Origin of the sequence: Chenggangzhangella methanolivorans (assembly GCF_042648545.1) — a bacterium.
Lineage (GTDB): Bacteria > Pseudomonadota > Alphaproteobacteria > Rhizobiales > Methylopilaceae > Methylopila > Methylopila methanolivorans.
Genome location: NZ_JBHRXS010000003.1, coordinates 937,805 through 959,236 on the forward strand (window position 1 = coordinate 937,805; position 21,432 = coordinate 959,236).

Below are 21,432 nucleotides of genomic sequence, written 5' to 3' on the forward strand. Positions count from 1 at the left end.
CATTTTTCTCAGAAGCCGCGACGGTTCTGGGTCCCGGATCAAGTCCGCGACAAGGGCCTTGCCAGCCTCGGCAGCGCAGCCGCAGCCCCCAGCCCGATGGCGGCCGCAAGCCCAAAACACCAGACGAAGCCCAGCCGGTCGCCGAACATGCCGACGAGCTGCCAGCCGATTAGGCTCACCAGCCCGTCGCCGCACTGGAACAGCGTGAAGTCGACGCCCGCCTGGTCGAGCGAGGCGCGGCCCATGAGCTCCGCATAGAGCGCCACGAAGCCGAACGCCATGACGCCGGAATTCAGCACGGTCAGGGCGCCGAGCCCATAGACCGACTTCCAGGCGAGCGCCGCCGCGAGCGCGAAGCCCGCCGTGGCGGCGACCTGCGCCAGCAGCGAGGCCATCATGACGGGAGCCGCGCCGTAGCGGCGCGTCGCCCAGCCGCCGAGCAGCGCGGCGAGCACGCCGAAGGCGGTGCCCATGAAACCGTTGAAGAGCCCGATGGTGGTGAGGCTCAAGCCCGCGTCGACCAGGAAGGGGCTGATCAGCACCATGGCCCACTTCTGGCCGAGCACGTAGAGCCCGACGAGCGCGATGCCGCGCCGCACCTCCGGCCGCTTCAGCGCCGCGCCGAGCGAGGGCCGGTCGGCGCCGGCCCTGTGCGGTTGAAGCGGGCTGCGGCCGAGCAGGAACGGCAGGCCGAGCGCCGCCAGCACCCCCGCCATCACGAGGGTCGCGTCGCGCCAGCCGACGTAGTCGATGAGGATGAGGAAGGCGCCGCCGCCGATCGCGGAGCCGAGATAGGCGCCGGCGACCTGCGCGGCGTTGCCCCAGCCGCGGTGCCTTTCGGCGAGGCTTTCGACCGCATAGCCGTCGCAGGCGATGTCGACGGTGGCCGAGGCGAACGCGCCGATCACGAGCGCCGTCGTCACTGCGCCGAGCATGGTGGGGCCGGTGAACGCGGCGGCGACGAGCGAGGCGACGCCGACCGCGCCGATGGCCCCGACGACGAGCCGAGACCGGTTGCCGCCCGAAGCCGGAAGGCGGATCCGCTCGATCCAGGGCGCCCAGAGAAATTTGAACGACCAGGGCAGAACGGTGAGCAGGATGAAGGCGATGTCGTTGAGCGACGCTCCCGTCTGGCGCAGCACGGCGGGCAGGCCCTGGAACGTGACGCCGCCGATGACCGACTGCGCCACATAGAGCCCGCCGACCCCGACGATGACGGCGGCGGGCGAGGGCAGGCGGGCGTCCCGCCCCGCCTCTGCGCCGTCTTCGGTCGTAGCCGCCGGATGGCTCACCAGCGGTACCGCACGCTCGCGATGACCTGACGGCCCTGGTCGAAGTAGCAGTAGTCCGACGAGCAGAACTGCTTGCGGTCGTCCAGCAGGTTTGTGGCGTTGACCTGAAGCTTGAGACCCTTGAGGTCGGCGCTCAGATTCTCGAGCTCGTAGCTCGCCTTGGCGTCGATGAAGGCGCGCCCGTCGTTCTTGATCTGGGAGCGATTGGTGTTGTCGCCATAGCTCGCGCCTTCGTAGCGCACGCCCGCGCCGAGCCCCAGGCCCTTGAGCGGGCCGGACTTGGCGTCATAGCCCGCCCAGACCTTGAAGGAATGGCGGGGGATCGCGGTGATCTGCTTGCCGTCGAGGCTGGCCGGCTTGGAAATCTCCGTGTCGATATAACTGTAGGCCGCCTGCAGCGTGATCCCGTTCTGCATGGCGCCGGTCGCGTCGAGCTCGAAGCCGCGGTTGCGGAAGTCGAGCTGGGTCTGCTGGTTCAGCCCGCTGACGACCGCGTAGACCACGCCGTCCTTCTGCTTGAGGTTGAACACCGAAGCGGTGATCAGCGAGTTGGTGCCGGGATGGGCGTATTTCACGCCGGCTTCGACCTGCTCGCCGACGGTCGGCTTGGTGACGCTGCCGTTGATCACAGTGCCGGGGTTCGGCACGAACGAGGTGCCGTAGGCCGCGAACGGCGTCAGGCCGAAGTCGGTCACGTAGCTGACGCCGACGCGGCCGGTGAACTTGCCGCCGTCCTGCTTCTGCAGCTCGATCGTGTCGCGCGGCGTGGTCGTGGTGGTCTTCGACAGGAAGTCGCTGTCGAACCAGTCGTAGCGTCCGCCGAAGGTGAGCCGCCAACGGTCGATCTCGACCTCGTCCTGGCCGTAGACGCCGAACAGCTTCTGGGTCTGATGGTAGTAGGCCGGGAACGCGCCCGCGTCGTCGTAGTCGGGCTTCGAGATGTCGTTGGGGTCGGTGAAGGTCCCGAACGCCTGCTTTTCGGTGTATTTCAGATAGCTGTAGTCGAAGCCCGTCAGGATCTTGTGACGGGCCGGTCCGGTCTCGACCTTGGTGAGCAGATAAGTGTCGGCGGCGACGCCCTGGACGTCGTCGACCAGCAGGCCGGTGTCGCGCAGCGTGAGGTTGAGATCGGGGACCGGCTGGGTGCCGTTGTATTCCTGCCGGGTCGAGAGCGCGGAGTAGCGCACGTTCTGGTGCAGCGTGACGAACTCGTTGAACTGGTGCTCGAACTCGTAGCCGATCCGGCCCTGCTTCTGGCGGAAGTCGTTGAAGTCGTCGGAGGCGAGCGGCGTGCGGATCGCGCCGCGCGTGACGAAATTGGCGTCGTAGTCGTTCTGATAGGCCGCCGAGCCGCCGGTCGTGGCGTCCATATATTCGCCGAGCAGCGTGATCTTGGTCGCGTCGGTCGGCTCGAAGGTCAGAGCCGGCGCGATGAAGGCGCGGTTGTCCTTGACGGCGTCGAGCTCGGTCCCGGCGTTGCGTCCGAGGCCCGTGAGGCGGAACATCACCGAGCCGTCGGCGTTCACCGGGCCGCCGAAGTCGAACGCGCCCTGCACGCGGTTGAACGAGCCGGTCTGCGCCTCGACCTCGGCGAACTTGTAGTCGGTCGGACGCTTCGAGATCAGGTCGACGACGCCGGCCGACGAGCTCGCGCCGTAGATCGCCGAAGCCGGGCCCTTGAGGATCGAGATCTGCTCGAGGCCATAGGGTTCCAGGCGGAACAGGCCGTTCGGCGCGTTGAACTGGCGGAGGCCGTCGCGGAAGATGCCGGTGTAGGTGACGTCGACGCCGCGGATGAAGAAGCTGTCATAGCGCGGGTCGAAGCCGAACGCCCCGACCTTGACGCCGGGCGTGTAGGCGAGCGCTTCCTGGAGGTTCTGGGGCTGGCGGTCCTCCAACTGCTTTTGGGTGATCGAATTGATCACCACCGGCGCCTCGAGGATCGGCGTGTCGGTCTTGGTGCCGCTGCGCGTGGTCTTCGCCACGTAGCCGTCGCTTGTGGCGACGCCCGGAGCGCCGTCGATCGTCGGCGCCCCGCCGCCGCCCGGTCCGGTCGCCTGACCCTGGTTCTGGCCCTGGACCGTGATCTCCTCAAGCTGCGTGCCGCCGGCGGCCTGCGCATGCGCGGCTCCCGCCGACAGCGCGGCGATGGAAACGGATGCAGTCAGCGCGAGTAGAGTGCGATACGCCACGGAAAGGCCCCCGATGAAGACATCGTTCGGCCTTACTGACGCGCCTGACGGCGCGCAATCAGAGATACAATAGCTTACACGACCCAGAGTTTAGAATTTGATCTAAACCAATTCCAGATAAGCTGATTTTCTTGATCAGGCCTCGTGACCTCTGTCCGACGGCCGCAACCCCAGACGGAAAACAGGCGATTGCGGCCGCCGTCGCGGCAAATGATCTTGTCGAAGCGTGTTGCCTTCCGGCCACGAAGCCGTGAGCGGTCCGCCGAAATCAGCGGCGTCAGTCCGGCAGGCCGAAGGCGATCACCGCCCCGCCCTGTCGGAAGCCCCAGATCTGGCTGCCGCCGGCCGCCACCGCGACGAAGTCCTTGCCCCCGGCCTTGTAGGCGATCGGCGGCGCGTTCACGCCCGCGCCGGCGTTGAAGCTCCAGAGCTTGGCGCCGTCTTTGGCGTCGAAAGCCGAAAAGTCGCCGCCGCCCTCGCCGCTGAACACCAGGCCGCCGGCTGTGGCCAGAACGCCGCCGATCAGGGGTTCGGGAGTCTTGGTCTGCCAGAGCAGGCGGCCGCCGGCCTTGAGGTCGATCGCCGTAAGCAGGCCGTAAGTCCCGGACGTCACGGGCTCGATGTTGAAGTAGCGCACTTCCGGCTTGCCGCCTTCGGCCGGAAGGGTGCTCGCGCGGTAGACCGCGGGCCAGTGCATCGCCGCGACATAGGCGACGCCGGCCGCCGGATCGACGGAGGCCGGCGACCAGTTGACCCCGCCCGCCACTCCCGGGGCGATCGTGATCCCCTCCGGCGTCGGCGCGCGGAACATGTTCTGCTGCGGCGAGAAGGGCTCGGATTTGTAGAGCAGCCGCCCGGTCTCGCGCTCGTGCACGAAGTACCAGCCGAGCTTCGAGGCCTGGCCGACGGCCGCGATCTTCCGGCCGTCCACCTCGACGTCGAACAGGCTCGGCGGGCTCGCGACGTCGTAGCCCCAGAGGTCGTGCGGCGTCTGCTGGAACGCCCAGCGCAGCTTTCCGGTCTTGGCGTCCACGGCGACGAGCGAGGAGGTGTGGAGATTGTCGCCCGGGCGGCTCTCTCCGGCCGACTGCGGCGAGGGGTTTCCGACGCCGAAGAACAGCAGGCCGCGCTCGGGGTCGTAAGCGGGCGCATGCCAGATCGAGCCGCCGCCATATTTCCAGGCGTCCTTGTGTTCCGCCGCAGCGGCCTTCTCGGCCGCCACGTCGCGGTGGAGCGGGACGCCATAAGCGGTCGCCTCCGAATAGGAGCCCTCCCAGTCCGGGACCGTGACGTCGAACTTCCAGACCGGCTCGCCGGTCCTGGCGTCGAACGCAGCCATGAAGCCGGGGCGCCCGTAGCGGCCCGCGACCCCGATCACCGCGCCGAGCGGCGCGCCCGGCCGCGGCGCGTCGAGATGGAGCCCGTAGCCGACGCCGGTGATGCCGGAGACCACGAGCCCGTCATAGACGAGCGGCGCGGCGTTGGCGCCGACGCCAGTCGCGCCCGAGACCTCGCCTTTGAGCGCGGGATCAGCGTTCCCGAGCGTCGCGCGGTCCTCGCCGCGCGCCTCCTCGTCGGCGGCGTCGGTGAGCGGGCGGTCCCACACCACCTTGCCGGTCGCCTGGTCGAGCGCGACGAGGCGCGCGTCGACGGTCGCGACGAACACCTTGCCGTAGCCGAGCGAGGCTCCCCGGTTCGCCGGCCCGCAGCACAGCTTCTTGGCCTTGGACTTGTGCTCGTAGCGCCAGAGCTCGCGCCCGGTCGCGGCGTCGACCGCCATCACGTGGGAGAACGGCGCGGTCAGATACATCACCCCGTCGGCGACGACGGGCGACGTCTGGAACGTCGCGGCGTATCCGGTCTGGTAGATCCATTTCGGCGCGAGGCGCTTCACGCTGGTCCGGTCGATGGACGAAATCGGCGAGAAGCGGCGGCCGCCATAGTCACGCCCCGGCAGCAGCCAGTCGGCCGCGTCGCCGTCGGCGGCCTTGAGCCGCGCATCGTCGACCGGCCCGGCTCGAAGCGGGGCTGCTCCCGCAACAGCGGCGAGAAGCGCCAGGCAGGCGGCGAAGCGAAGACGCGTCATCGGCGAGACCTCGGGCGGACGCCGTTTCTGTTGTCGAGCCGTGGCGTCTCGGCGGCGATCTAGCGCCCGAACCGGCCTTCGCCGCAATGGCTCAAAAGGCCGAAACCGCGGAAACAGAGGGCGGCGGGATAGAGTGAAGCAGTGTCATGATTAGCACGCGAACATGCCGCGCTTCGTCTTCAACTCACTTTCATGTGAAGGGCAATATTCTGCAAAAAGCAGAGATCAGTAATCTAAGGATTTAATAATAATGTTGCATATCAGCATCTTAGCTTAGGTATCGTATTTCGCCACACTCACGGCGGATTGATGGCGAACCCGGCGTCGCTGTACAGATTGTGAAGGTTCGCCATGCACCAACGAGTCGCGTGGCGTCGGGGGGATTATCGAAATGACGTCACGCATGCGTGTCGCGCTGCTGCTCGCCTCGGCGAGCGCATTTGCGCTGGGTTCCGTCGCGGCCAGAGCGCAGGACGCCGGCACGACGGCGCTTGAGGGGATCGAGGTCATCGGCACGACGCCGATCGGCGGCGACGGCATCGACCGCGACAAGATCCCGGCCAACGTCGTGACCGTCGACGGCGCGGAGCTCCGCGCCAACGGCAACCTGACGCCGCAGGAAGGCCTCCAGCGGCAGGTGCCGAGCCTCAACGTCAGCGACGTCACGGGCAACCCGTTCAACAAGGAAATCCAGTTCCGCGGCTACCAGTCGGGCGGTCTCGTCGGCGTTCCTCAGGGTCTGGCCGTCTATCAGAACGGCGTGCGCGTCAACGAAAGCTTCGGCGACACGGTCAACTACGACTTCATCCCGCAGGTCGCGATCGACCGCACCGACATCTGGACCAACAACCCGGTGTTCGGCCTCAACGCGCTGGGCGGCGCGCTGAGCTTCCAGACCAAGAACGGCTTTACGTTCCAGGGCGTCGAGCTCGAGAGCCAGATCGGCTCCTTCGGCCGCTACCAGGGTTCGGCGCAATGGGGCACGCAGGTCGGCCCCTGGGCGGCCTATATCGCGCTCGAAGGCGCCCGGGACGGCGGCTGGCGCGACTATTCCGAGTCGAAGCTCCGCCGCTTCTTCGGCGACATCGGCTACAAGACCGACTCCGCCGAGATCCACCTCAACGCCACCTACGCCAAGAACAGCCTCGGAGTGGTCGGCCCGACCCCCTTCGAGCTTCTCGAGCAGCGCCGCCGCAACGTCTACACCGGCGACCAGGTGAACGAGAACGAGATGGGCATGCTGAACCTCTCGGGGAAGTTCGAGCTGCCGAACAACTGGTCGCTCGAGGCCAACGCCTACTATCGCAAGTACAAGCGCGACGGCGTCGACGGCAACGACACCGAGGCGAGGCCCTGCCCGGGCGAGCCGCAGTTCATGTGCCTCGTCGAAGACGACGATGACGACGACAACAACAACAACAACAACAACAACAACAACAACAACAACAACAATAACAACGACATCGATCCCCGCCGTTATCTCCGCGATCCGGACACCGGCAAGCGCGTCCGTAACCCGGGCTTCCCGGCCAACGACGACGCTTTCGGTCCTGGCTCGACGCCGGGCTCGATCGAGCGCTCGCGCACCCGCACCGACGCCGCCGGCGCCACGCTGCAGGCCTCCAACGAGTCCGAGTTCTTCGGCCGCAAGAACCACTTCGTGGTCGGCGCGACCTACGATTACGGCAAGACGGACTTCAAGGGGTGGAGCGAGCTCTGCGTCATCCCGGCGAACCTGCAGTGCATCGGCACCGGCCAGGAATACTACACGACGATACCGGGCGGCATCATTCCGGTCGATGTGGTGGGCAAGAACCAGTACTTCGGCCTGTACGCCTCCGACACGCTCGATCTGACCGACAGGCTGTCGGTGACGGCCGGCGCGCGCTTCAACTTCGCCCGCATCGAGCTTGAGGATCGCCGCACGATCTTCCCGCTCAAGAAGAACGGCAACCGCGCCGACAAGAGCCTCGACGGCACCCATGACTTCTCGCGCGTGAACCCGATGGTCGGCATGACCTACAAGTTCACCTCCGAGATCACCGGCTTCGCCTCCTACGCCGAGACGAACCGCGCGCCGACGCCGCTCGAGCTCGCCTGCGCCGACGAGAACGTGCCGTGCCCGCTTGAAGCCACGCTCGTGTCCGATCCGCCTCTGAAGCAGGTCATCACGCGCACCGCCGAAGCCGGCTTCCGCGGCCGCCACAGCGTGTTCGACGGCGTGTTCGCCTGGAGCGTCTCGGCCTATCGCGGCGAGAACACCAACGACATCTTCCAGGTGGCGAGCCAGAACATCACCGGCCGCGGCTTCTTCGTCGACGCCGGCAAGACCCGCCGCCAGGGCGTCGAGCTCGCGGCGCAGTACTACGCCGACAAGTGGGCGATCTACGCCAACTACTCCTACATCGACGCGACGTTCCGGAAGGACATCACGCTCAACTCCAACAGCCCGGCGGCCGGGCCGCGGGGCCTGCAGGTCAAGAAGGGCGACAAGCTGACCGGCATCCCGGACCACCAGTTCAAGGCGGGCGCGTCGTACCGCGTCACTCCGGAATGGACGGTCGGCGCCGACGTCATCATCAACAGCGCGCAATACATCGTGGGCGACGAGAACAACCGGTTCCCGAAGCTCGACGGCTATGCGGTGGTGGACGTCAACACCTCGTACCAGATCACCCGGGAGCTCAAGCTGTTCGGCGGGATCAAGAACCTGTTCGACAAGAAGTACGAGACCTCGGCGACCTTCTTCGAGACCGACGACATCGGCTTCCTGAACCTGTCGGATCCGCGCTCGCTCACCCCGGCCCGCCCGATCACCTTCTATGCGGGGCTGAACTACCGGTTCAACCCGCCGCCGCCGGTCGAGCCGCTGGTCACCAAATACTGAGCCATCAAGTCCTGAGCCGTTCCTCCAAGCGGCCTCTGCGAGCGGCCGGTCCTTCGGGACCGGCCGTTTTCGCTTGAGGCGTCAGGAGACCTCGATCGCGGCCGCAAGCGCCGGGGAGGCGCGCTCGATCGGCGGCAGAGCCGTGGCGCGAAGCTCGGTCCGGGCGAATTCGGCGAGCCGCGCAGGGAGCCGCCCAAGCGAGCGCGCCAACGCCACCAGCGTGATCCGCCGCGTCGCCTGCGGCCCCGGTGTCGGGGCGAAGCCGATCCGGGAGAGATCGACACCGGACTCATAGGCGCAAAGCGGCGTCGTCAGCGCGAAGCCTCCGCCGGCCGCGACGGTCGCGGCGACGCCGTAGGGCGTGTCGAATTCGAGACCGCGCGGAAGCTCGACGCCGAGCCGCCGCAGGTGCCGGTCGATCTCGACCCCCGTCGAGGAGCGGGCGCTGTAGCGCACGAAGGTGAGCTCGCGCGCGAGCGTCATGAGCTCGGCGGTCGAGCGCGGCGCGACGACCCCGAGCGGCAGCGACAGCACGTAGGTCTCGCCCGCGATCGGCCAGCGTTCGACCCCGTCGAGATCGCCCAGATCATCCGCGCCGATCATCACCTCGAGATTGCGGGTCACCAGCGCGCCGGCGTGGGCCGCGGTGAGCCCGGAGCGGATCGACACCTCCTCGGCGCGGCCGCGAAGATGCTCGGCGAGCGGCGCCGACAGCGCGCGCGACAGCGAGTCGACGAGGCCGATGCGCACCAGCGGTAGCCGTCCGCGGGCGATCTCGCTGAGGCCCGGCGCGATCTGCCGGGCTTCCGAGACGAGCGCGCTCGCCCGTTGGCGCAGCAGCGCGCCGGCCGGCGTCAGCGCGAGCGGGCGCACCGAGCGGTCGAACAGCGCGGCTCCAAGCCGGGCCTCGAGATCGGCGACCGCGCTCGAGATCGCGGGCTGGGTCAGCCCGAGGCGGCGGGCGGCGGCGGCCATCCCGCCCTCCTCGCAGGCCGCGAGGAAGATGGTGAGGGCGCGCAGGTCGAAGGGCAGGTCGTCGGGTCGGGAGGGCATGCTCGGTCCGTGAACGACGGCCGTCATGCGGGCGCGGCGACCGCGACGCGCCCGCATGACGGCCTCACGACATGCACTATAACTCAAACTTATATTGAGGGTGCAAGCCGCCGGGTCGATCGTCCCCTGATCGACGACCGCCGGATGCGTTGAGCCCCATGTCGACAGACCGCTACTCGATCTTCTCCCTGCTGCGCGAAACCCTGCGCGGCCACACCGGCTGGAAGCCCGCCTGGCGCAGCCCCGAACCGAAGCCGCATTATGACGTCGTCATCGTCGGCGGCGGCGGCCACGGGCTCGCGACGGCGCACTACCTCGCCAAGACCTACGGCGTGCGCAACGTCGCCGTGCTCGAGAAGGGCTGGATCGGCGGCGGCAATGTCGGGCGCAACACCACGATCGTGCGCTCCAACTATCTGCTGCCCGGCAACATCCCGTTCTACGAACATTCGATGAAGCTGTGGGAGGGGCTGGAGCAGGACCTCAACTACAACGCGATGGTCAGCCAGCGCGGCATCCTCAACCTGTTCCATTCCGACGGGCAGCGCGACGCCTACGCCCGCCGGGGCAACGCCATGCGCATGCACGGCGTCGACGCCGAACTGGTCGACGCGCCGGAGCTGAAGCGCATCCTGCCGATGCTCGACTTCGACAACGCCCGCTTCCCGATCAAGGGCGCGCTCCGCCAGAAGCGCGCCGGCACGGTGCGCCACGACGCCGTCGCCTGGGGCTACGCCCGCTCGGCGGACGGCTTCGGCGTCGACATCATCCAGAACTGCGAAGTGACCGGCTTCCGCATCGAGGACGGCCGCATCGAGGGCGTCGAGACCAGCCGCGGCTTCGTCGGCGCGTCGAAGGTCGGGCTCGCCTGCGCGGGCAACTCCTCGCGCGTCGCCGCCATGGCGGGCCTGCGCCTGCCGATCGAGAGCCACGCGCTGCAGGCCTTCGTGAGCGAGGGAATCAAGCCCTTCATCGACACGGTCTGCACCTTCGGCGCGGGACATTTCTACGTCTCGCAGTCCGACAAGGGCGGCCTCGTCTTCGGCGGCGACATCGACGGCTACAACTCCTACGCCCAGCGTGGAAACCTGCCGACCGTCGAGGACGTGCTGGAAAGCGGCATGGCGGTGATGCCGGCGATCGGCCGCGTGAAGCTGCTGCGCTCCTGGGGCGGCATCATGGACATGTCGATGGACGGCTCGCCGATCATCGACACGACGCCGGTCGAGGGCCTCTATCTCAACGCCGGCTGGTGCTACGGCGGCTTCAAGGCGACGCCGGCCTCGGGCGACTCGTTCGCCCATCTCATCGCCAAGGACGCTCCGCACCCGGTCGCGACCGCCTACCGCCTCGATCGCTTCGCCACCGGCCGGACGATCGACGAAAAGGGCGTCGGCGCCCAGCCGAACCTGCACTGAGGGGGCAGACGATGAGACAGGTTCACCGTCATCCCGGCCGAAGCGGCGACGCCGCGCAGAGCCGGGATCGCCTTCCGAACAAAGCGCCTTTCCTGATTACGATCCCGGCTCTCCGCTTCGCTGCGGCCGGGATGACGGCGGGTATTTGACCCATGCGCATCGCTTGTCCCTATTGCGGCGCCCGCGGCGTCGACGAGTTCTCCTATCTCGGCGACGCGACCGTCGTGCGTCCCGACCCGGCCGCGGAGACGGCGCTCGCCGACTTCGTCGACTACGTCCACACCCGCGAGAATCCGTTCGGCCGCCACCGCGAGCTCTGGCAGCACGCGTCCGGCTGCCAGTCCTGGCTGGTCGTCACCCGCGACACCCGCACCCATGCGATCGAGGCCGTCGAGGTCGCCAAGGACGTCGCGCTCGCCCGCGGAGAAGCCAAGTGAGCCAGTCGCATCGCCTGCCCGCCGGCGGCCTCGTCGACCGCGCCAAGAGGCTGTCGTTCAGCTTCGACGGCAAGACCCTCGAGGGCCACGCCGGCGACACGCTGGCCTCGGCGCTCGTCGCCAACGGCGTCAAGCTCGTCGGGCGCTCGTTCAAGTATCACCGCCCCCGCGGCTTGGTCTCGGCCGGCGCGGAGGAGCCGAACGGCCTGGTCGAGCTCCGCACCGGCGCGCGGCGCGAGCCGAACGTCAAGGCCACGACCGCCGAGCTCTATGACGGCCTGACCGCGCAGAGCCAGAACCGCTGGCCTTCGCTCGCCTTCGACCTGATGGCCGTCAACCAGCTCGCCGCGCCGATGTTCACGGCGGGCTTCTACTACAAGACCTTCATGTGGCCTGCGGCCTTCTGGGAGAAGCTCTACGAGCCGCTCATCCGCCGCGCCGCGGGTCTCGGCAGTCTCTCGGGCGAGGCCGATCCCGACGAATATGAGAAGGCGACCGTCCACTGCGACGTGCTGGTGATCGGCTCGGGCCCTGCGGGCCTTGCGGCTGCGCTCGCCGCCGGACGCTCGGGCGCTCGCGTCGTGCTGGCCGAAGAGGACTTCGCGCTCGGCGGACGGCTTCTCGCCGAGCGCCTGACGGTCGGCGGCGTCCCGGCCGCGCAATGGGCCGCGCAGGCGGAGGCCGAGCTCGCCGCGCTGCCCGACGTGACGCTGCTGAAGCGCACGGCCGTGTTCGGCGTCTATGACGACGGCGTCTACGGGGCGATCGAGAAGGTGGCGGACCATCTGCCGGTTCCGGCGCCCCATCAGCCGCGGCAGCGCTACTGGCGCATCGTGGCGAAGCGGACGGTGCTCGCGGCCGGCGCGATCGAGCGTCCGATCGCCTTCGGAAACAACGACCGCCCGGGCGTCATGGCGGCGGGCGCCGTTCGTTCGTATCTCAACCGTTTCGGAGCGGCGCCGGGCCGGCGCGCGGTCGTCTTCGCCAACAATGACGACGCCGCCCGCACGGTGGCGGACCTCGCCGCGGCCGGCTGCGAGGTCGCCGCGGTGGTCGACGCGCGCGGCGACGCGACGGCGCTTCAGGCGGCGGCCAAGGCGGCGGGCGCCACCCTGCTGTTTGGCGGCCAGGTGGTGGAAGCCTTGGGCCGCGGCGCGGTGGCGGGCGCGCGGATCGCCTCCGCCAAGGGCGGGACGCTCGACGTCCCCTGCGACCTCATCGCGGTCTCGGGCGGCTGGAACCCCTCGGTGCAGCTCTCCTCCCACCACGGCGCGAGGCCGCGCTGGGACGATCGCCTGGCGGCGTTCCTGCCGGGCCAGGCGCCCGCCGGCATGGCGGTGGCGGGCGCGGCGTCGGGCGCCTTCGGGCTCGCCCAGTGCCTCGCCGAGGGCGCGCAGGCCGGACGGGCGGCGGCCGAGGCAGCGGGCTTCTCCGGCGGCGGCTTCGACCGTCCCGACGTCGAGCCGGAGCCCGAAGAGGTCTACGGCGCGGGTCCCTGGCGCGTCTCCGGTTCCAAGGCCAAGGCCTTCGTCGACTTCCAGAACGACGTCTCGGTCAAGGACGTCGAGCTCGCGGCCCGCGAGGGCTTCGTCTCGGTCGAGCACCTGAAGCGCTACACCACGCTCGGCATGGCGACCGACCAGGGCAAGACCGGCAACGTGCTCGGCCTCGCGATCATGGCCGAGGTCACGGGCCGCACGATCCCGCAGACCGGATCGACGCTCGCCCGCTCGCCCTTCGCCCCGGTCGCGCTCGGCGCGCTCGGCGGCGCCCACCGCGGCAAGGAGTACCGGCCGACCCGCCTGCCTCCGAGCCATTTCTTCGCCGAGGAGCAGGGCGCGGTCTTCGTCGAGACCGGCCAGTGGATGCGCGCGGCCTATTTCCCGCAGGCCGGCGAGAAGGACTGGTTCGAGTCCATGGTCCGCGAGGTCACGACGGTCCGCACCAAGGTCGGGGTCTACGACGCCTCGACGCTCGGCAAGATCGACGTGCAGGGTCCGGACGCCGGCGCCTTCCTCGACCGCGTCTATACGAGCGCCTTCTCCAAGATGCCGGTCGGCAAGGCCCGCTATGGCCTCGCGCTGCGCGAGGACGGCTTCGTGCTCGACGACGGCACGATCGCGCGGCTCGCCGAGGGCCACTACTACCTCACGACCTCGACGGCGCACGCCGCGCAGATGATGCGCCATCTCGAGTTCTGCCGTCAGTGGCTGTTCCCGGAGCTCGACGTCCACCTCGCCTCGATCACCGACCAGTGGGCCAAATACGCCATCGCCGGACCGCGGGCGCGCGACGTCGTCGCGGCGCTGGTCGACGAGGGCAATGACGTCTCGAACGAGGGCCTGCCGTTCCTCGGCGTGAAGGAGCTCACCGTCTGCGGCGGCGTGAAGGCGCGGCTGTTCCGGCTCTCCTTCTCGGGCGAGCTCGCCTATGAGCTCGCGGTTCCCGCCCGCTACGGCGACGCCATGATCCGCGCCATCGTCAAGGCGGGCGAGCCGTTCGGCATCTGCCCCTACGGCGCCGAGGCGCTCGCCGTGATGCGCATCGAGAAGGGCCACGCCGCCGGCCCCGAGATCAACGGCCAGACGACCGCCGGCGATCTCGGCATGACGGGCCTGCTCTCGACCAAGAAGGACTTCGTCGGCCGCACGCTCGCGACGCGCGACGGGCTCGTCGATCCGAACCGGCCGACGCTGGTCGGCCTGCGGCCGGTCGACCGGACCGCGCGGCTGCGCGCCGGCGCCCATCTCGTGAAGCGCGGCGTCCAGCCGGTCGCGGCCAATGACGAGGGCTATGTGACCTCGGCGGCCTATTCGCCCTCAAACGGGCACTGGATCGCGCTCGCGCTGCTCTCGCGCGGGCCGGAGCGCATGGGCGAGATCGTCCGCGTGTTCGATCCGGTGCGCGACGGCGACGTCGAATGCGAAGTGGTCTCGCCCTGCTTTGTCGATCCCGAAGGAGCGCGCCTCCGTGCCTGAGCCCCTGATCGCCCGTTCCGCGCTTCGCGCCCATGTCGCGCCGGCCTCCGCGCCGGGCTCAGCCCCGGGCGCGCGCCTGCGCGAGGTCCAAGATGTGCTGGTCGCCACCGTGGCGGCCTTCAAGGGACGCGAGGACGAGCTCGCCGCCGCTGTCCGCGAACGCTACGGCCTGGATCTTCCGGCCGGCCCCGTGCGGGCTGCGGCCGGCGCGAGCGCGTTCATCGGCGCGGGGCCCGGCAAGTGGCTGTTCGTCTCGAGCGACCCTTCGGCCGATCCCTCGGGGCTGCCGGCCGCCGTCGTCGACCAGTCGGACGGGCGCACGACGCTGTCGCTCTCGGGGCCTGCGGCGCGCGAGATCCTCTCCACGCTGGTCTCGATCGATCTGCATCCGCGCGCCTTCGGGCCCGGCGCCGCCGCCGCGACCCATGCGAGCGGCGTCGCGGTCCATCTATGGCAGGTCGACGACGCTCCGACCTATGAGATCGCGGTCTTCCGCTCCTACGCCGCGACCCTGTGGCGGTGGATCGCCCATGCGGGGGCGGCCCGCGGGATCGACGCGGCGCTCTGACGTGTCCGTGTTCGCCTAAAAATTAGGCGGGCGGGGCGTCCCGTCCTCCCTGGTTGCGCATGGCGCGCGCAGCCGCGTCCCGCCTTGGTGGCGCCGCAACATGAAAAATCTTCGGCCGGCCGTCGCCGGCCATGCACATGCGCGATGCGTCCTCGACCGATTCCAATCCCAAGTGGGTGTGAGAACGTAGAGATACGTCTCTTGACTTCTCCAGACGCCGATCTGCGTCCGAGGCGTGGCGGCTTTCTGAAGATTATGCGGCGGCCCGCATCTGCCGCGACTTGCCAATATCCAAAGCCTAACAGAAGTTAAGTGTTGATGGTCTTGCCACACTACAAAGTGTGACAAAAAAGCATCTTCGCCGCGCTACGCGCTCCAAGCTTAAAAATCGGGCTCGACTTTCGACCGGGGTGGGCCGATTTTCACTGGCAACCGCCTGAGCGTGTTTAAGAATCGGGGACTTCAGATGAACAAGACTTTCGGCTTTACCCTTAAGGCCCTTGCCGGCGTCGCCGGCGCCGCCCTCATCGCGGGCAGCGCGACCGCGGCCGATCTCGCCGCTCCGGAGCCGGCGGTGATCGCCGAAGTTCCGTCCGTGATCGACGTCGCCTTCGGCGTCGCCGGCGTGACCGACTACACCTTCCGCGGCCTCTCGCAGAGCCAGAGCGACCCGGCGATCCAGGGCTACGCTGAGCTGCAGGCGTACGGCTTCTACGCCGGCGTTTGGGCCTCGAGCGTCCAGTTCAACCAGCCCTTCCAGACCGATCCGTCGGCCGAAGTCGACTTCTACGCCGGCTATCGCGCCACCCTCGGCCCGGTCGCCATCGACGTCGGCGGCCTGTACTACTGGTACCCGGGCGAGCGCGACAACACCGCCCGCTTCGCCAACCTCCGCGAGCTGGACTACTGGGAGCTCTACGCCAAGCCGTCCGTGACCTTCATGGACGTCGTGTCGCTGACCGGTAACATCTACTGGACCTCCGACTACGCGAACGTCAGCGGCGACGGCCTGTACCTCTCGGTCATCCCGAAGGTCTCCATCCCGGTCGACGCCTTCCCGGACCTCGGCTTCTACGTCTCGGGCGAGCTCGGCAAGCAGTGGGTGAAGCGCGAGAAGTTCGGCGCGTTCCTCCCCGACTACCTGACCTGGAACGTCGGCGCCGGCGTGACCTACAAGGCCATGACCCTCGACGTCCGCTACTCGGACACCGACCTGAAGAAGGGCGAGTGCTTCGCGTACACCGGCTTCTCGAAGTCCTGCGACAGCCGCGTCGTGGCCAAGCTCTCCTTCGACACCTCGCTCTCGAAGCTGAAGTGATCGGCTGAGACCCTAACGGTCTCTCCAGAAACGCCGCGCTCTTCTGGGCGCGGCGTTTTTCTTTGCGCGGGGTCCCTCCGGGGGACCGCCGCAGCCTCATGAAAAAGGCCGCGTCGGGATCGCTCCCGGCGCGGCTTTTTTCATGAGAGCGTGATGAAATCGGTCCGGCTCGCCTCAGCCGTCATGCCCGGCGGCGGCCGGGAGTCCACGACCTTCTGGAATCGTGGAGCGCTGCGCCGAAGTCGTGGATGCTCGAGCAAAGCTCGGGCATGACGGCCTGGAGCGGAGCTGCGCTCCTTTGGACCAGCCGCTCCAGGCCGCTCGAAAGCCCCCGGAGCCGCTCGCGGGCCGCCGGCCGAACGGGCTCCCCGCCGGCCGCCGACGCCGCGTCGCCTGGCTCAGGCGCCTTCCTTGAGCTTGGCGTTGCACTGCGAGTAGTAGCCGCCGCCCTTGGCGATCCAGTTCGGCTGCTCGACGCCGGCCTCCTTGTTGGCGCGGTACTGGTCGAGGCAGGTGTGCATCCGCGCCTTGCCGGGCGTCTCGGTGGAATATTTGTCGGAGACCGAGGTCGGGAACGACAGCTTGCCGCCGGCCGCGGGCTTGGCGGCCGACGTCGCCTTCGGGGCGGGCGTGCCGTTGGGCGCGGTCGTCGTGGTCGAGGGATTGGGCTTGGCGGCGGTCGAGGCGGGCTTGGCCTCGACCTCCTTCTCGGCGGCTGCGGCGTCGGCCTCCGAGGCGTCGTCGTCGGCGCATTCGGCCTTGCGGAAGTCGTTCCACTTCATGCCCTTGAGGGCGTCCTTGGCCTTGGCGTCCTGATATTTGGCGCTGCATTCCTTCATGGTGAGTGCCTGGGCCGGCGCGCTGGGAAGGCTCAGGGCCGCGGCGAGCGCGATCGCCGAGCAGAGGCTTAACGAGCGGAACATGCGACATCGTCCTTCTGGCGGGCGGCCGGTTTCGGCCGCTGGGAGACCGCGGCGAGGCCTCGCTCGGGCCGCCGCGGAATTCGTATCAGATCGACTATAGGTCGGCGGAAGTCGCCGGCCACGGCGCCTTCGCAGGCCCTCAGGCCGCCGGCGGCTTGAGCTCGCCCTCGGGGCTCTGCTGGTCGACCGTCTGGGGAAGCTGTCCGGCGAGCAGTTCGAGCGCGGTGTCGACGGGCACGCCGAGCTTGGCGGCGATCGCGCGCACCTGTTCGTTGTCGAGCGCGCTGCGCAGGTCCTCGACCGTGATCGGCTCGTTCTCGCCGCGGCCGAGCCACGACTTCACCTGCTGGCCGTAGCCCGAGCTCTGGAGCTGGTCGAGCACGCCCTGCATGCCGTTCGGGAACACGCGCTCCAGCAGTCCCGGAAGCGCCGCCGCCCCGGCCTGGGCGATGGTGTCGCCGAGCGAGCCCTTGATGGAGTCGAACAGTCCCATGCCGGTTTTCCTTCGGAAATGAAGACGTGCTTTTACGGCTCCCGCGCGACAATCCCGCGGCGGAGCCGTAATTAAGAAAGCCTTGACGCGCGATGGCAAGCGGCGGCTCAGGCCCGCGCCGCCTGGACGAGCCGCATGCGATCGCCCGCGATGACGAGCCCGGACAGGATCCCGGTGCGAAACGCGCCCGTGTCGAGGTTGAGGCGATGGGGATGGCGAAGGTCGACCGGCGCGGTCGGCGTGTGCCCATGGATGACCGCGACGCCCTCTGGATAGGGGCCGGGGCTGTCGAGGAAGGGCCAGCGCGTCCACATCAGCGTGCGGTCCTGCTGGCGCGCGAGCGGCGTCTCGGGATCGAGCCCCGCATGGACGAAGAACAGATCTGCGAGCCGGAAGCTCGTCGGCAGGCCCGACAGCCAGTCGATGAGCCCGTCGCGTTCGAGCGCCTCGCGCAGGCGCCTGGGCCAGTCGGCGTCGTCGGCGGAGACGCCGAAGCTCAGGAGCGTCTCGCGGCCGCCGAAGTCGAGCCAGGCGTCGCGCGCCTCCGGATCGCCCGAGGCTGCGCTCAGCATCCGGTCCTCGTGATTGCCCGTCAGCGTCACCGAGGCCGCAGCCGGCAGCAGGGCCGTCATCCCGGCTTTGGCGCGGAGCAGCGCCCGGCGGCTCGCGGGGCCGCGGTCCACGAGGTCGCCGAGCTGGACGAAGGTCGCGCGGTCGGCGCCCGCGAGCTCCTCGGCGAGCGCGCCCATGAGGGCCTCGAACAGGTCGTCATGGCCATGGACGTCGCCCACGGCCGCCACCGCCTCGCCGGGAGGCAGGGTCCGGATCGCAGGGCGCCAGTCGGAGCGGGGGAGGTAGATCGCAGCCATCGGGGCTGAATGCCACGAAAACGAAAAAAGGTCCGCGCCGGAGCGCGGACCTTCCCGGATTCAGGAAGCGACCAGGGTCACTTCACGATCATGACCACGACCTTCTGGCCGGCGGCGGTGTCGAGCTCCTTGGCGTCGAGCGTGCCGTCGTTGTCGGGGTTGGCCGCCTTGAAGCGGGCGCGCAGGATCGACAGCCACTCGTCCATCTCGAGGGTGTCGTCGCCGTCCTTGTTGGCCTTCTTCCAGTCCTTCTTGGTCAGGCGACCCTCGGTCTCCTTGCTCTCGAGCGTGGTGTCGCCGTCCGGGTTGATCTCGGCGAACAGCTTCGAGCCGGCATGGATGACCTCGGCGATGTCGAGCGTGCCGTCATTGTCGGCGTCGATCGTCTTGATGACTTCCTCGCCCGTCATCTTGGTCTGGGCGAGCGCAGGAGTGGCGACGAACGCAGCGGCGACGAGCGCGGCGGCGGCGGCGAACCGGTAAGTCATGATCTTCTCCCAATAATAATAAGAAGCGAGCCGCTACATCGTCGGAATCAAGCGATGTTTGACGTCTATCGCATTGACGTCACTTAGCTGACCTTGAACTAATAAGAAACAAATAAACAGCAACGGTCTGCGACCTGGCGCCGCGCCGGTCTTCGCGGCGGGCGCCGCGATCTTCGAACGGTTCAAAACAGCCCGGGACATCGCTGGCCGAACGCCGCGCGACCTGTCGAAACTGCAGGCTGTCGGGTCCCTGTCAGGCCGTACGGCTGAAAGCCGCCCGACGCGCCCGCGCGTCCAGTCGGCGCCGCGCCGTCCTGGCGCGGCCCGCGAGCGGTCGTCCGATCTGAGGCGCCCCGAGCGTGGTCAGGCCGGCTTGGCGGCTCCGTTCGAGGCTGGCTTGGCGGTGCGCGCCGGCGCGGCGGGCTTGGCCGCGGCGGAGGTCGCCGGCGCCTTGGCGGGCTCCTTCGAGGCGGCAGCCGCAGGCGCGGCCTGCGCCGAGGTCTCGGGGGCAGACGTCGAGGCCGCCGCAGGCGCGGCAGGTTTGGGCGCCGCCGCCTTGGACGCCGCAGGCTTGGACGCAGCGGACTTGGACGCAGCGGGCTTGGGCGGAGCAGCCTTGGGCGCCGCCGCCTTCGCCTCCGCGACGGCCGGCGCCTTCGCCGTCCGAGCAATCGCGGCCTTCGTCGCGGCAGGCTTCTTCGCAGCAGCCTTCTTCGCAGCAGCCTTGGGCGCCGCGGACTTCGGAGCCGGCGTCTTGGCGACCTCGGGCGCCGGCGTCTTCGCGGCAGCCGGTTCGGGCGCCGCCGCCTTGGCGGGGGCAGGAGTCTTGGCAGGGGCAGGAGAATTGGCGGGCGCAGTCGCCGGCTCGCCGGTCACGATCGGGGCGACCGCCGGAACCTCTTCGGCCGAAGCGACGCCTTCGCTCTCCTTCGGCCGCAGGGCCGGCGCCGGGTCGGCCTTCGCGGCCTGCGGTTCGGCGGCCTTTGCGGCGGGCTTGGCCGCGCGCGGCTCGTTCGACAGGATGAAGTCGCGGATGCGCGGCGCGATCTCGGAGCGGAAGCGCGAGCCGTTGAACACGCCGTAATGGCCGACGCGCTCCTGCAGGTAATGCACGCGCTTCTCGTCGGAGAGGCCCGAGCACAGCTTGTGCGCGGCCTTGGTCTGGCCGACGCCCGAAATGTCGTCGCGCTCGCCCTCGACCGTCATCAGCGCGCAATGGGTGATCTTGGAGCAGTCCACCGGCTTGCCGCGATGGGTCATCTCGCCTTTGGGCAGCGCCTGGCGGACGAACACCGTGTCGACGGTCTGCAGGTAGAACTCGGCCGAGAGGTCCATGACGGCCATGTACTCGTCATAGAACTCGCGGTGCTTCTCCGCGGAGTCGCCGTCGCCGTCGACGAGATGGTTGAAGAACTCGTAGTGGGCCGACATGTGGCGGTCGAGGTTCATGCTCACGAAGCCGGTGAGCTGCAGGAAGCCTGGATAGACCTGCCGGCCGACGCCGGGATGGGGCCAGGGAACCACCGTGACGACGTTGCGCTGGAAATATTCGGTGCCGCGATCGATCGCGAGCTCGTTCACGGCGGTCGGGTTCTCGCGGGTGTCGATCGGCCCGCCCATCAGCGTCATGGAGCGCGGGCTGTAATGATCGCCCTCGGCCTCCATGCGGGCGACCGCGGCCAGCACCGGCACCGCCGGCTGGCACACCGCCATGGCGTGGCACTCGCCCTTCAGGAAATGGAAGATCGAGATCAGGTAGTCGATGTAGTCGTCGAGATCGAACGCGCCCTCGGAGAGCGGCACCAGGCGGGCGTCGGTCCAGTCGGTGACGTAGACGTCGTGGTCGGGCAGCATGGCCTCGACCGTGCCGCGCAGCAGAGTCGCATAATGCCCCGACATCGGCGCGACGATGAGAAGCTTCGGCTGGGGCTTCGCGCCCGGCGGCAGGTCGCGCTCGAAGCGGATCAGGTCGCAGAACGGGCGGCTCCACACCACCTTTTCCGTGACGGCGACGCGCTGGCCGCGCACCGGCGTCGTGGCGATGCCGAATTCGGGCTTGCCGTAGCGCCGCGTCGCGCGCTCGAACATCTCGCACATCGCGCCGATCTTGCGGCCCCATTCGGTGTGCGAGGCCGGGTTGACCGGATTCTTGAAATAGATCCGGTAGGCGTCGGCGAGCGCGCGGGCGGGGCCGAGGGAGGCCTGCGCCGCCTCGAACATCCAGTAGAGCGGCATGGTGGTGGCGGAGCCGCCCCAGTCGGCGCCTTCCGGGGCGCCGCCGAATTCGCCGATGCCGGCCGTCTTCTTGTCACGCGCCATTCAACCCTCGAGCCATGTTGCGCTGCGGGATAGGCTGACGATTCTCTTTATCGCCTCATCCGTCAATGGGTCCTTCCGTGGGGGGCCGTTCGACGGGCGGCTTCGCGCGGG

General features: G+C 68.9%; 15 protein-coding genes. 6 read left to right on the top strand and 9 right to left on the bottom strand.

Going from position 1 to position 21,432, the window contains the following annotated elements; all coding sequences use genetic code 11:
• Positions 1-38 precede the first annotated feature (38 nt).
• From ACFOWB_RS04790 to ACFOWB_RS04800, 3 genes are all read right to left on the bottom strand, one after another.
• Positions 39-1,292, bottom strand: a complete 1,254-nt coding sequence (locus tag ACFOWB_RS04790; RefSeq protein ID WP_261405586.1) for an MFS transporter — start codon at positions 1,290-1,292, stop codon at positions 39-41.
• Positions 1,289-3,484 (bottom strand): TonB-dependent siderophore receptor, encoded by a 2,196-nt coding sequence (locus ACFOWB_RS04795; protein WP_261405585.1) that lies wholly within the window; start codon positions 3,482-3,484, stop codon positions 1,289-1,291. The genes ACFOWB_RS04790 and ACFOWB_RS04795 overlap by 4 nt, the downstream gene beginning before the upstream one ends.
• Positions 3,485-3,761: 277 nt before the next feature.
• Positions 3,762-5,570, bottom strand: a complete 1,809-nt coding sequence (locus ACFOWB_RS04800; RefSeq protein WP_378145942.1) for a pyrroloquinoline quinone-dependent dehydrogenase — start codon at positions 5,568-5,570, stop codon at positions 3,762-3,764.
• Positions 5,571-5,961: 391 nt separating this feature from the next.
• Here ACFOWB_RS04800 and ACFOWB_RS04805 point away from each other — a divergent pair, with 391 nt between their 5' ends.
• Entirely contained in the window at positions 5,962-8,457 is a 2,496-nt protein-coding gene (locus ACFOWB_RS04805) for a TonB-dependent receptor (RefSeq protein WP_378145944.1), read from the top strand.
• An 81-nt stretch (positions 8,458-8,538) separates the two neighbouring features.
• Here ACFOWB_RS04805 and ACFOWB_RS04810 read toward each other — a convergent pair whose 3' ends face one another.
• Positions 8,539-9,510, bottom strand: a complete 972-nt coding sequence (locus tag ACFOWB_RS04810; protein WP_261405581.1) for a LysR family transcriptional regulator — start codon at positions 9,508-9,510, stop codon at positions 8,539-8,541.
• Positions 9,511-9,668: 158 nt separating this feature from the next.
• Between ACFOWB_RS04810 and ACFOWB_RS04815 the strand changes: the two genes are divergently transcribed.
• The 5 genes from ACFOWB_RS04815 (at position 9,669) to ACFOWB_RS04835 (ending at position 16,229) form a co-directional block, all read left to right on the top strand.
• Entirely contained in the window at positions 9,669-10,928 is a 1,260-nt protein-coding gene (locus tag ACFOWB_RS04815) for a sarcosine oxidase subunit beta family protein (RefSeq protein ID WP_261405580.1), read from the top strand.
• A 152-nt stretch (positions 10,929-11,080) separates the two neighbouring features.
• The gene (locus ACFOWB_RS04820; RefSeq protein WP_261405579.1) at positions 11,081-11,365 is read left to right on the top strand and encodes a sarcosine oxidase subunit delta; all 285 of its coding nucleotides are present in this window, start codon (positions 11,081-11,083) and stop codon (positions 11,363-11,365) included.
• Positions 11,362-14,343, top strand: coding sequence for a sarcosine oxidase subunit alpha family protein (locus ACFOWB_RS04825; protein WP_261405578.1), 2,982 nt, complete (start codon positions 11,362-11,364; stop codon positions 14,341-14,343). Before ACFOWB_RS04820 ends, ACFOWB_RS04825 begins: the two co-directional genes overlap by 4 nt.
• Positions 14,336-14,911 (top strand): sarcosine oxidase subunit gamma, encoded by a 576-nt coding sequence (locus tag ACFOWB_RS04830; RefSeq protein WP_261405577.1) that lies wholly within the window; start codon positions 14,336-14,338, stop codon positions 14,909-14,911. Before ACFOWB_RS04825 ends, ACFOWB_RS04830 begins: the two co-directional genes overlap by 8 nt.
• Before the next feature lie 466 nt (positions 14,912-15,377).
• Positions 15,378-16,229 carry a TorF family putative porin gene (locus ACFOWB_RS04835; protein ID WP_378145947.1) on the top strand — a complete coding sequence of 284 codons (852 nt, stop codon included), beginning with the start codon at positions 15,378-15,380 and terminating at the stop codon, positions 16,227-16,229.
• Between the two features lie 398 nt (positions 16,230-16,627).
• On the opposite strand, the gene ACFOWB_RS04840 is transcribed toward ACFOWB_RS04835, so the two are convergent.
• The 5 genes from ACFOWB_RS04840 to ACFOWB_RS04860 form a co-directional block, all read right to left on the bottom strand.
• Positions 16,628-17,152, bottom strand: a complete 525-nt coding sequence (locus ACFOWB_RS04840; protein WP_261405575.1) for a hypothetical protein — start codon at positions 17,150-17,152, stop codon at positions 16,628-16,630.
• 139 nt (positions 17,153-17,291) lie between these two features.
• Positions 17,292-17,645, bottom strand: a complete 354-nt coding sequence (locus ACFOWB_RS04845) for a YidB family protein (RefSeq protein WP_261405574.1) — start codon at positions 17,643-17,645, stop codon at positions 17,292-17,294.
• A 107-nt stretch (positions 17,646-17,752) separates the two neighbouring features.
• Complete coding sequence (locus ACFOWB_RS04850; protein WP_261405573.1) at positions 17,753-18,514, bottom strand: metallophosphoesterase; 762 nt, start codon at positions 18,512-18,514, stop codon at positions 17,753-17,755.
• Between the two features lie 77 nt (positions 18,515-18,591).
• Entirely contained in the window at positions 18,592-19,002 is a 411-nt protein-coding gene (locus tag ACFOWB_RS04855) for a hypothetical protein (RefSeq protein WP_378145950.1), read from the bottom strand.
• 363 nt (positions 19,003-19,365) lie between these two features.
• Positions 19,366-21,321, bottom strand: a complete 1,956-nt coding sequence (locus ACFOWB_RS04860; RefSeq protein WP_378145952.1) for a polyhydroxyalkanoate depolymerase — start codon at positions 21,319-21,321, stop codon at positions 19,366-19,368.
• Positions 21,322-21,432: the final 111 nt, after the last annotated feature.

Bases quoted from the DNA above. Each gene is read 5' to 3' on its own strand.
- ACFOWB_RS04800 (WP_378145942.1), bottom strand. From the start codon at position 5,570: ATGACGCGTCTTCGCTTCGCCGCCTGCCTGGCGCTTCTCGCCGCTGTT.
- ACFOWB_RS04805 (WP_378145944.1), top strand. From the start codon at position 5,962: ATGACGTCACGCATGCGTGTCGCGCTGCTGCTCGCCTCGGCGAGCGCA.
- ACFOWB_RS04810 (WP_261405581.1), bottom strand. From the start codon at position 9,510: ATGCCCTCCCGACCCGACGACCTGCCCTTCGACCTGCGCGCCCTCACC.
- ACFOWB_RS04815 (WP_261405580.1), top strand. From the start codon at position 9,669: ATGTCGACAGACCGCTACTCGATCTTCTCCCTGCTGCGCGAAACCCTG.
- ACFOWB_RS04820 (WP_261405579.1), top strand. From the start codon at position 11,081: ATGCGCATCGCTTGTCCCTATTGCGGCGCCCGCGGCGTCGACGAGTTC.
- ACFOWB_RS04835 (WP_378145947.1), top strand. From the start codon at position 15,378: ATGAACAAGACTTTCGGCTTTACCCTTAAGGCCCTTGCCGGCGTCGCC.
- ACFOWB_RS04840 (WP_261405575.1), bottom strand. From the start codon at position 17,152: ATGTTCCGCTCGTTAAGCCTCTGCTCGGCGATCGCGCTCGCCGCGGCC.
- ACFOWB_RS04845 (WP_261405574.1), bottom strand. From the start codon at position 17,645: ATGGGACTGTTCGACTCCATCAAGGGCTCGCTCGGCGACACCATCGCC.
- ACFOWB_RS04850 (WP_261405573.1), bottom strand. From the start codon at position 18,514: ATGGCTGCGATCTACCTCCCCCGCTCCGACTGGCGCCCTGCGATCCGG.
- ACFOWB_RS04855 (WP_378145950.1), bottom strand. From the start codon at position 19,002: ATGACTTACCGGTTCGCCGCCGCCGCCGCGCTCGTCGCCGCTGCGTTC.
- ACFOWB_RS04860 (WP_378145952.1), bottom strand. From the start codon at position 21,321: ATGGCGCGTGACAAGAAGACGGCCGGCATCGGCGAATTCGGCGGCGCC.